Source organism: Leptolyngbya sp. 7M, assembly GCF_018128485.1.
In genome coordinates this window covers 20096-36133 of sequence record NZ_CP070897.1, presented here as the reverse complement: position 1 = coordinate 36133, position 16038 = coordinate 20096, and the positions used below count along the sequence as shown (strand labels likewise).

At 48.1% G+C, this 16038-nt stretch carries 10 protein-coding genes and 1 pseudogene; 4 read left to right on the top strand and 7 right to left on the bottom strand.

Annotated features, from left to right (window positions below; all coding sequences use genetic code 11):
* The 3 genes from JVX88_RS00140 to JVX88_RS00130 form a co-directional block, all read right to left on the bottom strand.
* Complete coding sequence (locus JVX88_RS00140; protein ID WP_211624599.1) at positions 1-255, bottom strand: hypothetical protein; 255 nt, start codon at positions 253-255, stop codon at positions 1-3.
* 229 nt (positions 256-484) lie between these two features.
* Positions 485-1009, bottom strand: a complete 525-nt coding sequence (locus JVX88_RS00135) for a ChaN family lipoprotein (protein ID WP_211624597.1) — start codon at positions 1007-1009, stop codon at positions 485-487.
* Positions 1010-1279: 270 nt separating this feature from the next.
* Positions 1280-3064: a lytic transglycosylase domain-containing protein gene (locus JVX88_RS00130; RefSeq protein WP_211624595.1), complete on the bottom strand. Its 1785-nt coding sequence runs from the start codon at positions 3062-3064 to the stop codon at positions 1280-1282.
* Between the two features lie 460 nt (positions 3065-3524).
* Here JVX88_RS00130 and JVX88_RS00125 point away from each other — a divergent pair, with 460 nt between their 5' ends.
* A complete protein-coding gene (locus JVX88_RS00125; RefSeq protein WP_211624593.1) occupies positions 3525-6515 on the top strand; it encodes a PAS domain S-box protein in 2991 nt (996 codons plus the stop codon).
* A 53-nt stretch (positions 6516-6568) separates the two neighbouring features.
* Here JVX88_RS00125 and JVX88_RS00120 read toward each other — a convergent pair whose 3' ends face one another.
* A complete protein-coding gene (locus JVX88_RS00120) occupies positions 6569-9007 on the bottom strand; it encodes a prolyl oligopeptidase family serine peptidase (RefSeq protein WP_211624591.1) in 2439 nt (812 codons plus the stop codon).
* Positions 9004-10011: a serine hydrolase gene (locus JVX88_RS00115; protein ID WP_211624589.1), complete on the bottom strand. Its 1008-nt coding sequence runs from the start codon at positions 10009-10011 to the stop codon at positions 9004-9006. The genes JVX88_RS00120 and JVX88_RS00115 overlap by 4 nt, the downstream gene beginning before the upstream one ends.
* Positions 10012-10099: 88 nt before the next feature.
* On the opposite strand from JVX88_RS00115, the gene JVX88_RS00110 reads away from it, so the two are divergent.
* Positions 10100-11401: an APC family permease gene (locus JVX88_RS00110; RefSeq protein WP_211624587.1), complete on the top strand. Its 1302-nt coding sequence runs from the start codon at positions 10100-10102 to the stop codon at positions 11399-11401.
* A 13-nt stretch (positions 11402-11414) separates the two neighbouring features.
* The gene (locus JVX88_RS00105; RefSeq protein WP_211624585.1) at positions 11415-11837 is read left to right on the top strand and encodes a 5-fold beta-flower protein; all 423 of its coding nucleotides are present in this window, start codon (positions 11415-11417) and stop codon (positions 11835-11837) included.
* A gap of 14 nt (positions 11838-11851) precedes the next feature.
* On the opposite strand, the gene JVX88_RS00100 is transcribed toward JVX88_RS00105, so the two are convergent.
* Both JVX88_RS00100 and JVX88_RS00095 read right to left on the bottom strand, forming a co-directional pair.
* Entirely contained in the window at positions 11852-12883 is a 1032-nt protein-coding gene (locus tag JVX88_RS00100; RefSeq protein WP_211624583.1) for an NAD-dependent epimerase/dehydratase family protein, read from the bottom strand.
* 13 nt (positions 12884-12896) lie between these two features.
* Positions 12897-15812, bottom strand: coding sequence for a M16 family metallopeptidase (locus JVX88_RS00095; RefSeq protein ID WP_211624581.1), 2916 nt, complete (start codon positions 15810-15812; stop codon positions 12897-12899).
* Between the two features lie 92 nt (positions 15813-15904).
* Between JVX88_RS00095 and JVX88_RS43810 the strand changes: the two are divergent.
* Positions 15905-16006, top strand: a pseudogene (locus tag JVX88_RS43810) (type II secretion system protein); the annotation flags it as partial.
* Positions 16007-16038: the final 32 nt, after the last annotated feature.

Here is a 16038-nt window from a genome sequence, read left to right as displayed (position 1 = left end):
TTAAACTTCGTCTTTTGGAACTTCGGTTTCCTTGTGGTGAATTTTTTCGATCGCCTCCAGATCTTCCTCTACCTCTTCGCGGAGTTCGCCGACTTCGATATTGAATTCTCCTTCGGCTGCCGTATTAGGGTCTGCCGTGAGGATCCCTCCGATCATCTCTACCTCGCCAATGATCTTTTGGCCCAGACCTGAGATCTTGTCCGCTATCGGATATTCAGTCTGCTCGGATCCTGACTCTATCTTTTTGTTATTCATAAGTCTAAAGTTTACATCCAGGAAGGCGTCCCGCGTTAGTCAGCGGAGGAAATCTTCCAGTTTTGTTGAGGCATCGGTTTTATCGTCACGATACTTAACGATCATTGGACAATAGATCGAAAGTCCGTTTTCTGCTCCGAAACCCTTTCTTACTGCACGAGCCCCCTGAACGACCACCGCACCGGCTGGGATCTCAAGCGGCCGGTCGCCTTCGGCTTTGATTATGCGTTCATTCGGCAGATCGAAAACTGGTGTGGAGCGCGTCAGAACTTAAGGCTTCCCTGCCCCCGCGCGAAACCATATTGACGTATCTTCTAGGGGCATTTGCCGCAACGACTTCGAGCTTCTTCTCCTTAGCCAATTCTACAAGCGGCCGATAATCGGTCTTGTAATTCCCCCAAGGCCTTGAGCTGAGCATAAAGTGGTTTTCAGTTATAAGTCCGGCAAGATATTCGTTGACGACTATCTGTACATCACGCTCAAACATTTCTAAAGAAAGCGTAACCCTACGTTTTGAGTCATATCGTTCGACCGCGGCCCTAAACAGCTCAGCCTGCAACTGATGAGCTATTGAATCATCGTGAAACTCGCCCAGGAAGATAACATCGATATTGTCAAATCGATCAATGATCGCACTAAGGCTGCTGGCATCACCGGCACCCGTAAACACCCGAAAATGTTCTTGGTTCAACTGAGCCATTGCGGTTGATGCAAGAAAAAAGATCGCTGTCGCGAGGAAAGAATAGGCTATCATAATATTTAATCTAGCAAAGATCGCTGGCAATCTAAATTAAAGCGGTTCAGGCAGACACCGTTTTGCCAAGCGCGGCAACAAGCTGCTGCATAGATCTCTCAGAGATGGCTCTAAAAATTCGCATAAAATGGTCAGATTCATCTGAGTGATGATCTGCTATCGAACAGAGATCTCAGAATTGTTTGATATGCAAAGACGCATCAGCTTCAACAAGAAAAAACCGAACTTGAACATCAAGTCCGGCCTCTTTTCAGCTTCGTTTTCTACTTCTTATCTGGTCGGGATCTTTATCTCACGTCCGGCACCAAGAACAGAGTTAACAAGCAAACCATTGAACTTGGCCACCTCTGTCGGATCCGCACCGTGCCGCGATGCCACTTTTGCTACTGTATCACCCGCCTGAGCCTTTACCACCTTAACATTAGACTGTACGGGTGCTGAGTTTCCAACAGGACGCGAATATGAAGTTGCAGTTACCCGATTACCAGGAACCTGATTCACAGGAACAAAAACCTTTCCGGTAGGTTGTTTCATACCGGGGTTTGCAGCCATCAGCTCTGCCACGCTTACACCCGTTCGATTCGAAAGCGTTTGCCAAGTTTCCCCCTGCACTGAGTTAGCTAAGTTGGTATTTCCTACCTTCGTTGCCGGGATCCTACGGAAGACCGCAACAACGTCATCTGATTTACCTGCCGGCACATTGATTATGTACGGCTCGGGAGGGGTCGTGTTTGTGCGCAGATGGGGATTCAGATAACGAATATATTGAACTGTGGTGTCCGCAGCTTGAGCTATCAAGTTCAGATTCGTAGATGCAGGAACACGTATCCTGTCATACCGCAAGGGAGGTGCCGGGCGAACATGTCCAAAACCATATTGCGCCGGGTTGTTAGCGATCAGTATAGTTGCCAATATATTCGGAACATAATTTCGCGTTTCTCTTGGAAGGTACGGATAAGCCGCCCAGAAATTCGCAACACCTGCACGCCGTATGGCTCTGTCAACATTCCCTTCACCGCAATTGTAACCGGCCATCGCCAGTTCCCAATTATTGTACCGGTTGAACAGAAACTTCAGATAACGTGCCGAGGCTCGGGTTGCTTCTTCAAAACTATTTCTCTCATCAACGAACGCCGTCCTCCTGAGTCCGTAACGGGCCCCCGTTCCGGGAATGAATTGCCAAAGGCCGGACGCGGAGGCCCAAGACATTGCAGTTGGCTTCCACGCGCTTTCCACCTGCCCAAGCCAAGCAACATTCTCTGGGACACCCTCCTCACGAAATATCCGCCGAGCCATTGACATGAACATACCCGACCGATATAGACCTACCTCCATAGTTTTCCGCCCGCGCCCACGATAGTAATTGATGAACTGCTGGATCATCGGATGAACTTGGAACGTAAATCCGAGCGAACGATTAGCAACAGCATATTGGATGTATTGGTACTGCTGCTGTGCCACCGGATCATTCTCGATGTCCATTTCTTCACTGGTCAGTTCCAAACGCGAAAGCTCATCAAGGGGCGATGGTTCATAAACCTGTGAATCAAAACCCGCAATGATGTCAGCCGGCGGCTCACCGGGCTGCCCGCTTGATGAAGGCGAGCTTGGGGTCCTGTCTGCAGTCTTAAGTGCAGGCTTAGCTAAAGCAAGGACCTTATCTGCGAGGACAAAATCAACATCTGTGAAATTCCACCGGCAGGCAGCTGACAGTCCACGTATCTGAGGCGTTTGCAGATCAGACGGGAATTCGATCCGATAAACCGTCTCTATTAGTTGCGTATAACAGGTATGGAGTGCTTCATTACTTTGTATGTTAATTCCGGAGGAAAGAAAAACCTCTACAGCCTGATCGAATTTATTACCTGAATCGGCTCGCCGGTCCTGGGTCAGAGCCATCATCCCATCGCGAAAATGCTTTGATGCCTCTTCAAGAATTCTATTCTCCTGTACACGAGCTTGCAGAACTTCCGGGGTCTGGGCGATTGCTACGTGAACACCAAAACTCACGGCGAGCAAAAAAACCGCTGCCCATCTCTCAAAAAAACTATTCATCAAATTTGTAATTCGTAAGTTCAGTTAACCGTATCCGAGAAAGTCAACAACATACTGAATACTGAACGTTAAAAATCCCTTGGAGGTTGCAAAATCTCCTCCAGCTTAACAAAAACCCAAGTCCAAAATTAACATACGCCCAGTTTTGGGTCAACGAGTAAGAATTTTACTGCTTGCTCATTGTTTCACGTTGACCTTAGGCGGAAACAGATCATTAGTTGCAGAAATTCAATCGGCGTATGCATAATATCTTTATATCTTTGAGCGGTATGTAATTTATGGTATGTTGATTGCCCTGAGCTTACACTTGACAGAACCTCTTTCGCTTCTTGTCAACTAAATAGAGTATTTTTCAATGAGTTACAGAGCTAGAGGCTGATCTCTTATCTGTCCGTGTGTCAAATGCCGTTATTTGCAATGTGACAGTTTTTGTCACACCTAATCCTCTCTAAACAAAATAATGAGCAAAAAATCCCGCCCTTCCAAGAATTCCAACACTCCTAATAAAGCAATCACGAGCCATCGCGATAATAATCTTGCCGATCGCTTCGGAAAGATGCCGGAAGGATTAAAAGAGCGCCATTTTAGGAGCATGATAGAAAATCTCCCGGTGCTTTTCTATGTGCTTCAGCCAAGGCCGCCCTTCACCCCGCTTTATGTAAGTCCAGCGTTCAAGCGATTCGGTTTCCCAATGGAAGACTGGCTTAATGATCCGGAGATATGGCTTCGTGTAATACACCCGGACGACAAGAAGTGGGTTTTCGAGCAGACAGATGCATCTACCAATTCGGGCGAAGAGGTCGATTATGAATGGCGATTGATCGATGCGCACGGCAAGGTTCATTGGGTCCGAGACAGGGGCTGTCTCATTCGCGACGAGATGGGTGAGGTACTTTATCGCGAAGGGATAATGCTCGACATCACTGAACGCAAGAATGCAGTCGAGGCCGTCAAACAAAGCGAGGAAAGATTTAGAAACCTTTTCGAGAATGCGAGTGATGTGATCTATGTTCACGATTTCACCGGCAAATACATTTCTTTGAACAAGGCCGCCGAAACAGTTTTTGGCTATTCGCGTGAGGAAGCTCTAAACCTTGACATATCTAAGGTCGTGGTTCCTGAACACCTTGAATTGGCTAGGGAGAAGATGACGGCAAAACTTAAAGGAGAGGCTGCCCAAACCGCGTACGAGTTAGATTGCATTAAAAAGGACGGAAGCCGGATCACACTTGAGATCAACAGCACCGTGATTTACAAGGACGGTCAGCCAGTCGCGGTGCAAGGGATCGCTCGTGATATTACTGAAAGGAAACATGCCGAGGAGATCATCCGCGAAAGCGAGAATCGCTACCGTGATCTGTTTGAAAATGCCAATGATCTTATCTACACCCACGATCTGAAAGGCAACTTCACTTCACTCAATCGAGCCGGCGAGAGGATAACCGGCTACACCCGCGAAGAAGCCCTGAGAATGAATATTTTTCAGGTCGTTGCACCGGATTCAATAAACGCTGCCCGGCAAATGACCCTCCAAAAGCTGCGTGATAATAACCCGACAACGTATGAAATTTCGATAATCGCTCGTGACGGCCGCGAAGTACTTCTTGAGTTAAGTACTCGGCTTATCTTTGAAAAGGGTGTTCCGGTAGGTGTTCAAGGTATTGGCCGAGACATTACCGAGAGAAGACGTGCCAGCGAGGCTTTGAAGGATAGTGAACAACGCTATCGTCAGCTCGGTGAAGGTATCTCTCATCAGGTATGGACGGCTGATCGATCAGGAAATCTGGACTATGTGAATGCAAAAATGCTTGAGTATTTCAAGAAGCCAAGCGATCAGCTGGTCGGGACCGGGTGGCAGCGATTCATCCATCCTGACGATCTTGAGGAATGCATTCGACGTTGGCAGAATTCGATCGCATCTGGTGATTTTTTTGAGTCAGAGTTTCGACTAAGAAGACACGATGGGGTATATCGATGGTTTCAGGCCCGAGCCAATGCCGGGCGTGATGATCTTGGCAAGATATCCAAATGGTATGGCACCAATACCGATATAGACGAGCAGCGTAAGAGCGAGGCAATGTTGAACTACTACGCTAAGCACGACACTCTTACAGAACTGCCTAACCGGGTCGAGTTCATGGAACATCTCCAGGCAGCGATCGACCGGGCGACAGATTTCCCCGAAGCAAGATTCGCAGTGCTTTTCTTAGACTTGGACCGCTTTAAAGTAGTAAATGACAGTTTGGGACACGTAGTTGGTGACAAACTCTTGAAGGAGATCGCGGAACGACTGATAACCCACGTTCGCCCCGGGGATGTCGTCGCCAGACTCGGTGGAGATGAGTTCACGATACTTCTAAACCGAACTGGCGGGATCGAAGAGGTCAAGCAAGTTGCTGAACGACTTCAGCAACATCTTTCAAGGCCGTTCAATATCGACGGATTTGAGGTCTTTACCACTGCGAGTATTGGGATCATCCTTTCGGACGAAATAATGCGCGAGCCAGAAGATTTTCTTCGCGATGCGGATGCTGCAATGTATCGTGCAAAGGAGTCGGGTAAAGCAAGGTACGAGATATTTGACCGCGAAATGCACGTCCGCAATATGAATCTGCTTCAATTAGAAACTGATCTCAGACATGCGGTAGAAGACAAGCAGTTTGAACTTTGGTACCAGCCTATTGTCGACTTGGAGACTGGAGAAATAAATGAATTCGAAGCTCTTGTAAGGTGGCGACATCCGAGGCTTGGCCTCATCTGTCCATCCGAATTCATCAACATCGCAGAGGAAACCGGCTTAATAGTACAGATGGGTAATTGGGTTCTAGAGGAGGCGTGCAGGCAGATAAAAAGCTGGCCACATCGAAACTCGACACAAATTTCAGTTAGCGTAAATCTGTCTGCAAAACAGCTTTTGCATCCAACTTTGATCTCATGGATCAGATCAACTCTAACAAAAACTAAACTTGACGCTGGGCAGCTTAAGATCGAAGTGACCGAGAGTACCGTTATGGAACACCATGAACGTTCGCTGATAGTCATGAACGAGCTGCGTTCATTGGGGATCTCTCTTTCGTCAGATGACTTTGGAACAGGATATTCAAGCCTCGGCTACTTACAGACTTTTCCATTTGATCGGCTAAAGATCGATCAGTCGTTCATAGGTAAAATGATCGAAAACGAGCGAAGCGAAGCGATCGTAAAAACTATAATGCTATTCGGTGAGAATCTGGGCATAGAGGTCGTAGCAGAAGGCATTGAGAATACCAAGCAACTAACTATGCTCCGCAAGCTCGGCTGCAAACTCGGACAAGGCCACCTTTTCTCGAAACCCGTTCCGGGTTCCCAGGCAAAGCGATTTGCTAACTCCATTCACAAGAAACTCAACTTTGGACAGCAGCCACCTTTCTCGGCATCTTCACACATTTTTGAGTTAACAGAGGTCCAATAAAAAAGGCCGCGTGATGATCCACCGTGCGGCCAATAGGTAATAAATTGACAGGGTTAGTTGCCTGATACACGTGTTTCACCACGTGGACGCACATTTTTTACATGACGATCGAACCATTCGATCATCTCATAAAGAGTGTGTTCAATAGATTCCTTAGCCGCGTAACCGTGTGATTCGAGCGGAAGCATAACAAGGCGTGCGATTCCGCCGTTTCCGGATATTGCCGCATAAAGCCGCTCAGACTGCATCGGGAATGTGCCCTGATTGTTATCAACCTCACCATGGATCAGTAATATCGGTTCGTTGATCTTGTTGGCGAAGAAGAACGGGGAGACCTTTGCATAAAGATCAGGGGCCTCCCAAAAGGTTCTTCGCTCGGATTGAAATCCAAAAGGAGTGAGCGTTCGATTGTAAGCCCCACTTCTGGCTATACCGGCGCGAAACAAATCTGAATGGGCTAAGAGATTAGCAGTCATAAAGGCCCCATAACTGTGCCCGCCAACTCCGACCCGTTCGGGATCGACCACACCCATTTCAACGCCTTTATCGATCGCTGCTTTTGCTGAATCAACTATCTGTTTCACAAATGTGTCGTTAACCGTTTCGGGATCGCCGACGATCGGCATGGTCGCGTCATCAAGCACAGCATAGCCCTGAAGCAGGAAAAACAGATGTGAACTTCCACCCATTTGAGTGAAGCGGTTCTCAGAACCAGATACCTGACCGGCAACTGCGGCATCCGTAAATTCAAGCGGATATGCCCAAACAACCGTTGGCAAGCGTGTTCCTTCTTTGTAACCCGGAGGCAAGTAAAGCGTGAAGGAAAGGTCCACACCATCTGACCGCTTATAACGAACTATCTGACGTTTGATCTCGCGGAGCTGCGGTGTAGGATCTTTGAATTCGGTTATGGCTCGATAGGCCAACGCAGTACACACCCTCCCTGGCGGACAAACCTGCCTCAGATAAAGATTCGGCGGTTCTGTAGGTGATTCTTTCCTGGTAATGAACGACATCCCGTCGTTGTCGAGCATCGCAACAAATGTTTCAAATTCCTCAGTCCCGGCGCGAAATATCTCACGCGTTTCTAGCGTTTTTAGATTCATTGCTCTGAAGAACGGCCGGTCCCCTTGCGGAGAAGCCCCCATGCCGGAGAGAAATATCTCGTCGCCATGCTGGCGGATAACGCTCCCACCTGATGGCAAGGTACGCATCACCGGGTTGCCGATATCGTTATATCTATCACTTACATTTCGATCATCGATCAATTTCACATTCTTGGGATCTCGGTAGTCCGTCATAAAAACCCGACGCTTGCGCGTATCTCGATCAAAATCGAAAAACCACATCATCCCGTCGCGCTCACCGAACGAACGTCCCTGGTACCGATGTTCCGTTTTTACAACCTCTACTGCATCGCCGCCAAACGGAGCCGAAAGTTTCATTACCTTGTCCCGCGGACTCACTTTCTTCCTCGGATCTCCGCCGTCAAGAGCTTCTGTCCACATCAACATCGCTGGCTCCGTCGGGACCCATGAAACACCGCGAGGCCCCACCGGCACGCCTTGTACAGGAAGATTGTCCTGCAAGGGCATTTCGACTATTGTTTTTATACTTCGACCCGAAACATCCCAGACCTCGACCTTTCTGGGAAACCGAGATGCAGGAAACTGATATGAATACGGTCGGTTGATCCGCGAAACCAGAACATATCGTCCGTCAGGCGAAAGATCGGCATTATCATATATCGCCGGCTGTCCGATACGATCAACATTGCCATTCACATTGATCGTAACGAGTTGAGAGGTTGCGAAATATTCAAAAAGCCGTTCGTCGTTTGGGCTGCGAAGCAGATCCTGGAATGTCGCGACAGCGCCGGTACGTCCGGCCGTCTCCTGAATGTTCGGCTCCGTCGGCACCACATCCCTATATTCGGGTGCTGGACCGCGTCCCGCAGGAACGATAAGAGCGGAGATCAATGTATTGCTTTCCCAATCGAATCCACCAAAAGCCGTGTTGATCTTTACTCCATTAACCTTACGGGCAGTCGCTAATACGGTGTCGATAAGCCACAGTTCTACGCCGTCATCGGTCAGATTCCCAACGGCGATAAATTTTCCATCAGGCGACCATTGAGGTGACACAAGTTTTGCGCCTGCTGGAAGAGGGACTCTTTTCTCTGTGCCGTCAGCAATAGATCTTAGGGTCAACGAAAGCGAATACGGCTGACGATGCTGGGAGTTTCTGGTCGGATCGATGCGTGACCCGGCAAGGCGCAACATCGGTCTTGCGAGTTCAGAGATAGGCGGATATCGTAAAGGCTCGAAAAGCGCGATCTTGTCTCTTGCGGGCGAGACAGACGTAGTGGGATTAGCCGGAGCATTAAGCACATCCATCACCGCCTTAGGCGGCTGTTTATATCCACCTTGCGAAAGAGCTGCTATAGGTAGTAATAGGACAATTACAAAAAAGACCAGACTTCTTATTCTCATTTATTTTTCTCTCCCAACTTTTGAATTATCAAACCTGCAATGTCAGGTATCAGCTGTTTCTCATTCGCATGATTCTCAGTGAAAACAGCTATAGCGAATCGGTTGCCGTCCGGCATTTCGATGTATGCCGCATCGTGTCGAGCCCGGCTGGTCCAGCCGGCTTTCGAATATAGCTTTACCCCACGTGCTTGCAGATCTATCAGGGCCTTTCCAATGAAATCCGTGGCCTGTGAATTAGCGTTTTTTCCGGTCGCAAAAGGGTCGCGTCTGAGAAGATCCATCATCTTGCGATTAGTTTCAGGATCACCGATGCGTCCAATGCCGATCTCTGCGACCAGCCGAGCAGCTGCATTTGTCGTAAGCATATTGCGATTCTCGCCACGATAATTTCGGAATTGCTGCTCGACCCCATATGCATCTTCACAGTGTGTTTTTTGATTGATATTTATGCCGTTATAACCTAATGATGAAAAATATCGGTTCATTCGATTTCGACGATAAGACCAAGTCTCGAATTCTTTCTGTGGCAACTCACCCCCGCTGGAAGTGTTTGTCAGAACATCCACGATGTACTGCGTTGCCTCATTTGATGAATCAACGACCATATCCCGCAGTCCTCTTTCCAATTCCGGTGTCGGCACGATCTTTCCGTCTGCTATCTGCTGATAAAGAGCGACCATATAGAACATTTTAGGGACGCTCGCTGGATAAACGGCTGAATCACCCCTACTTTCTGCCCATTTCCATTCCGTAGTATCACGAAGATCGATCAGCGTTACAGCTATCTCTTCACGTTTTAGCCCTTTCGCCGAATAGACAGATATGGTTTTGTCCACAGCCGCAGCTACAATAATGTCGAGTTCTGAAGAACGAACCATGACCGGAGGCTGATAACCTTTTGGTTTGACGATCTCGGTTTCTTGCAAGTTTTGTGGGCGAACGATGATCGAAGCAACGAGCAGAAGGCACACCCACAGCAGAAAGCTTATCCGCCTAGAATTCATATTTTTCACTTTGATTCTTTACCGGAGTTTATTTTTTCAGTATAAACAAAAAGCGACTCTCCATAAAGCTGTCTAGATCTAGCACACCATGGCTGATGAAAAACTTGTTCGCGGGATCGGACGTTGGGATCTGACCGCGATACTTATTAACACAATAATTGGTGCCGGCATCTTTGGACTTCCGGCAAAGGTACACGCCCTTATAGGAACTTACAGTCTGATCGCGTTCTTTGCCTGCGCGGTCATAATCGGCTTCATAGTCTTATGTTATGCGGAAGTCTCGAGCCGTTTTACATCTACCGGAGGTCCTTACCTATATGCCCGCGAAGCATTTGGATCGGTTGTGGGTTTCGAGGTCGGATGGCTCTATTGGATCGTAAGGGTAACGACGTTTGCGGCAAACTGCAATCTATTCGTTACATACCTGGGCTTCTTTGTCCCCGGGGCTTCATCGGGCATCTTTCGGATCGTAGCGATATCAATGATCGTTTTCTTGATATTCGCCATAAATCTGATCGGCGTTAAGCAATCCGCGTTGGCAACGAACCTATTCACAGCGGGAAAACTAATACCGCTGTTCATTTTCGTTGCCGTAGGGATCTTCTTCATTCAGCCGGAGAATTTTGCATTTGGAGAGCTGCCTGAATATGGTGCATTCGCCAGCGCGGTACTTTTGCTTATATACGCCTTTGTGGGTTTTGAGGTAGGCGTAGTGATGGGCGGGGAGACTAAGGATCCGCAGCGAAATACACCGTTCGCACTGCTCGTTGCGCTTGGGATAGTTGCAACGCTTTATATTCTGATCCAGGTCGTAAGCATAGGAACGCTCCCCGGACTGGCTAGCTCAGAACGTCCTCTCGCCGATGCGAGTATCGTTTTCTTGGGTGTATTCGGCGCCTCTTTCATTACGATCGGCGCTCTGATATCGATCCTCGGCAACTTGAACGTCGGTTTTTTGGGCAGCACCCGTCTGCTTTACGCCATGTCTGAAAATCGAGAGCTTCCTAATGCTCTCGCCAAAACCCATAGCAGATTCAAAACACCTTGGGTCGCGATCCTATTGACGTCGCTGGTCATCTTCGTGCTGACGGTTTATTCAACGTTTCTTACGGCAGTTGCGATCGCCACCATCACTCGCTTGTTGGTCTATGCCACGACCTGCCTTGCTCTGCCTATTTTTCGACGCCGTGACGACGCTCCGCAAGCAAAGTTTTCCACGCCGCTTGGTGTACTAGCTGCTATATTGTCACTTATATTGATCGGCTGGCTGCTCACGCGAGTAGATCTAACGAAGGAGGGCCTGCCAATACTCATTGCAGCATTGGTTGGGTTGGTTATATTCGCCGCCAATCGTTTTCTCGGCAACCGCAGTCTAGATAATGCATCGTAAACACTGGAAAGATATGCGATCGACCATCATTGTGATTCTGCTTACGGCCCTGTTCGCGTTCTCTGCTTTTGCACAAAAGATCGAAGATGCCAGCCGTAAGACCATTGGTTACATCTCCTCAAGCGGTACCGTTGAAGATGCAAGTCGGCGTACACTTGGCTATATCAGTTCCGACGGGAAAATAGAGAATGCGAGCCGTTCGACGCTAGGGTATTTGAACAGTGACGGTAAAGTAGAGAACGCAAGCCGCACGACCCTCGGCTACATAACATCGAGTGGCACTGTCGAGAATGCAAGCCGTTCTACACTCGGATATGTTAGTTCTGACGGAAAGGTCGAAGATCGCTCACGAAAAACACTAGGCCATGCTAGCGGTGTCGATCGCCGATACCTAGCTCTTTTCTTTTTCTTCTTTTTTAAACCTGATAAGAATTAGACGTTCAAACGAAGTTAATTGAACACGCCGCCGCCAAGAATGTTTTCGCGGATATATCTGAGGGTATCATTCAAGGTTTCCTGTGGGTCGCGCGATGTGAAACCTAATTCTTCCTCCGCCTTTGCGGATGTGAAATACCAAAAATGCTCTGCCTGTTCGACCTCTTGTGAAGCCACGGGAGAAGATTTCCCCCAGTTAGTGAAGAAAGATTCAATGACCGCCGAGCCTGCAACGGCAAATCGCTTTGGCATTTTCAACATTGGTGCTGAAACGCCTGAAAGCCGCTCAAGACGTCCAAAAAACTCACTGAACGTCATATTTGCCGAGCCGAGAAGGTATTTTTCCTGGTGCTGGCCTTTATCCGGTGCATTCATGAATGTTGCGGCAACGTCGCGCGTATCAACAAAGCTCAGACCGCCGGTCGGACAATAAGGGATCTTTCGCCCGAGAAAATCCAGAACAACCTTTGTTGAACTCATCCGGTCATCACCCGGGCCGAGAAGAAGCGTTGGATTCATTATCACAAGCTTCCTTCCGTCACCATCAAACTCCGCAAGCGCCGTGCGCTCTTGATAATATTTCGAGGCATAGTATGCCCAGCGAGAAATGATCTCAACGGGCTGTGGAAAGGTTTCATCGAATACCTGTTCATCTTCGCTGACGGCAATTGTTCCGCTTGAGGAGGCAAGCACCATCGTTTGAACGCCCGATTCTTTAGCTGCTTCGCATAGTAGCCGGGTTCCCTCTATATGAACTTTGTTCATCGCGGTCGCATCGTTATTGTTACGAGAAACCTTGCCGGCCAAGTGATAAATGAGAGCTACGTCCTTAACAGCGGCCGAGATCGTCTCACGATGGGATAGCGAACCAATAACGGGCTCTACCCCTTGATCCGTCATCCACTGTGGAACGCTTGAAGCCAAGACACGAAGATCCTTCTCACCGGCACCGAGTAATTGTCGTACAAGTTCGGCCCCAAGAAATCCGGTCCCACCAGTTATTAGGGTCTTTTTTACTTTAGTTTCGGATCGTTTTTGTTTAGCCATTGCAGATATTCGATCAATTCAATCTTATTGGCTCACCAAAACCAAGCTCTTTCATCCGCGGAAGCTGTGTTTTAGCATCGCCGACAATTACCCAGTACATTCTGTTCACATTAAAGTATTTGCCCGAAAGCTCACGTATTCGCTCTACTGTCATCGACCGTACGATCGCTTCCCTTTCCTTGATATAATTTGGCCTCCACCCATATTTACTGACGTTGTCGAGCAGGCCGAGTTTTGCTCCGGCTGTCTCGAAAGCTCGGGCATTACTTTTGATCAAAAAACTCTTGGTAGTTTCAAGATCTGCTTCAGAAAAATTCTTTGCATAATTTTGAAGTATTTCTTTGATCAACTGAGTAGATTCAAGTGTAACGTTGCTTCGAACGCCGCTCGAAATAGTGAATGGTCCCGGCGTTCTGGTTCCGGAAAAACTTGAGCCGATTCCATAGGTGTAACCTTTCCCCTCACGTAACTCCTGTGTCAGCTGTGAGGCAAAACCGCCGCCGCCAAGTATATAATTCGCAACAACCGCCGGATAATGATCCTTGTCCGTAACAGCCAATGCCGGATAGCCTATCCGCAATACCGATTGCGAGGCGTTGGGCACGTCATAGAAATAGACCCGGGCCTGTTCTGGCGGCTGTGGCGTCCTGTAAACTGGCACTTCAACACGCTTTGCCTTCCATTGCTGACTCAAGTTGCGAAGCGGGGCCATCACCGATTGACGGCCAAGAGCACCAACGACATGCATCCTGGCTACTGACGGCGAAAAGCTTTTTGCATAAAATGTTTTAAGATCATCCAAAGTGATCGAATTGACCGATTCGACAGTTCCAAGCGGATTGCGAGAATAGATATTGTCCGCCCCGAAGATGAGCTTGTTGTACTGGTTCTGTGCTATTGCGTTCGGGTTAGCCTCCTGCTGGCGTATCTGCGATATGGTGCTCTGTTTGATAAGATCGAATTCCTTCGTATCCCACCGCGGGTGAAGTATCATTTCTTCAACGAGAGCCATCGTCGCAACATAGTTTCTTGCCAGCGTATTTCCGCTAATTGATATACTCTCTTTTCCTGCACCAATACTGATATTTGCTCCGAGTTGTTTTATTGCGTCCTCTAATTCTTCCGGTGTCCTCTTCGCAGTCCCCTGATTCATTAGACGTGCCGTCATATTAGCAACGCCTGTCTTATTCAGATCTTCAAGCAGTTGTCCCCCATCTATCTGAATATCAAAATTTATAAGCGGAACCTCATTATTCTCGATCCCATAGATCCGCATTCCGTTAGAAAGTCTCTGCTGCCATATCGTGGGGATCTTTATTTGCGGCTCGGGACCATAAGGCGGCTCTTTGGATCTATCGAACGAAGAAGGTGTCCGTTCATATTCCGCTTCCGCTGAAGCATCTACTTCTTCTTCCGCTCCCTGAACTATAGGCTCTTCAACCACTGAGGCCCTCTGCGATCCCGTGAGCGCGAGATCTACTTTTCCTTTAGGAACAAAACTGGTCGCAACGAAATTTTTGCTTTTGATGTACTTCTCATAAACGCGCTTCACGTCGTCTGTGGTCACGGCAAGAATGCTGCTTATATTCTTTGATATACACCCGGGGTCGTTAGCGAAAATGCTGCACTGTGTCAATTGAACGCCTTTGCCAAGAACACTCGAAAGCGAATTGTAAAATGCCGTTTCCTGGCCAGCCTTGATCCTATCAAGGTCGCGTTGTGAAATACCATTCTTTTCAAACCGGGCGAATGCTTCGTTTATTCCGACCATCACGTCATCAAGATCCTTGTCGGCAAATGCTCTAACCTCTAGCTGCATTTGACCGGCTAGCTCTGAAGTGTATGGATACATTCCTATATCTCCGGTCAGCTTTTTTTCTTCAACAAGGACTTGATAAAGCGGGGCTCTCTTTCCATCAGAAAGGTATTGTGAAAGAACAGCTAAAGCGTAAGAATCAGGATGATACTGCTCGACGGTCGGCCAAGCGATCGTTAATTCCGGAAGGCGAGCAAAATTATCTTCGTGATAAAACTTTACTGTTTCCTTTACGACGCCGGGCCGCTTTTGAAGAGGTGATACGTCTTCCCCTCGGGGTATCTCGGCAAAATACTTTTCTACCCACTTCTTCGCCTGAACAGGATCGAAATCGCCAACGACCGTAAGTGTAACATTATTCGGGACATACCATCGCCGGAAGAACTCTTTTACGTCCTCAAGAGTGGCTGCCTGTAGATCCTCGAGCGACCCGATCACCTGCCAATTATATGGATGATCCGACGGATAAAGAGCCTTATCTATTACGTATTGAGTGTGTCCGTATGGCTGATTATCGACACCTTGCCGTTTTTCGTTCTTTACAACCTGCTTTTCTTTCTCAAGCACCGCCTCAGTAACCGTATTGATGAACCACCCCAGCTTATCGGCCTCGGCCCATAGCATCTTCTCTAGGGCGTCATTCGGAACGGTCTGAAGATAGTTCGTGCGGTCTCGATTCGTCGAACCGTTGGCACCGGATCCGCCAATCCGGGCACTCAGCTTGTCTAGCCCGCCCTTTCCTAGATTCTCTGACTCGAGGAAAAGCAGATGTTCGAACATATGAGCAAAACCTGTGCGTCCCAGTTTTTCGCGCGCCGAACCTACATGAGCCGTGAGCGAGACCGCAACCACCGGATCGGATCGATCAATATGAAAGATCACATCAAGTCCATTCGGAAGCGTGAATTTCTCATAATCAACCCTGAAGGTAGTTCCCTGCTGGGAACTCACCATCGTGCAGAGACAAGTCGAAATAATAACTAACGAAATTAATTTTCTAATCATATGTTCAAAGGCACCAAATCCTAGCAACAAAGAGATTCTACGCACGATCACCGGATAAAGTTTTTCAAGAAAGCGATTCACGCCGAATTCTAATGATAGTTTTTCCACAACCGATCCGCATTCTCTTTCGGATGGCAATTATGACATCCGAGATCATTAACTTAAGGAGAATTAATAATGAAGAATACTACTAGGCGAATCAAAGGCATCATGGCTTCACGCTCATCGAGATTCTCGTTGTTTCAGCGTCAGCGTCGGATTTGATCGGACTTCTTATTCCTGCAATCCAGAACGTTTGCTAGGTCATAACGTGGGAGAGGTCTTCTGACCTCCC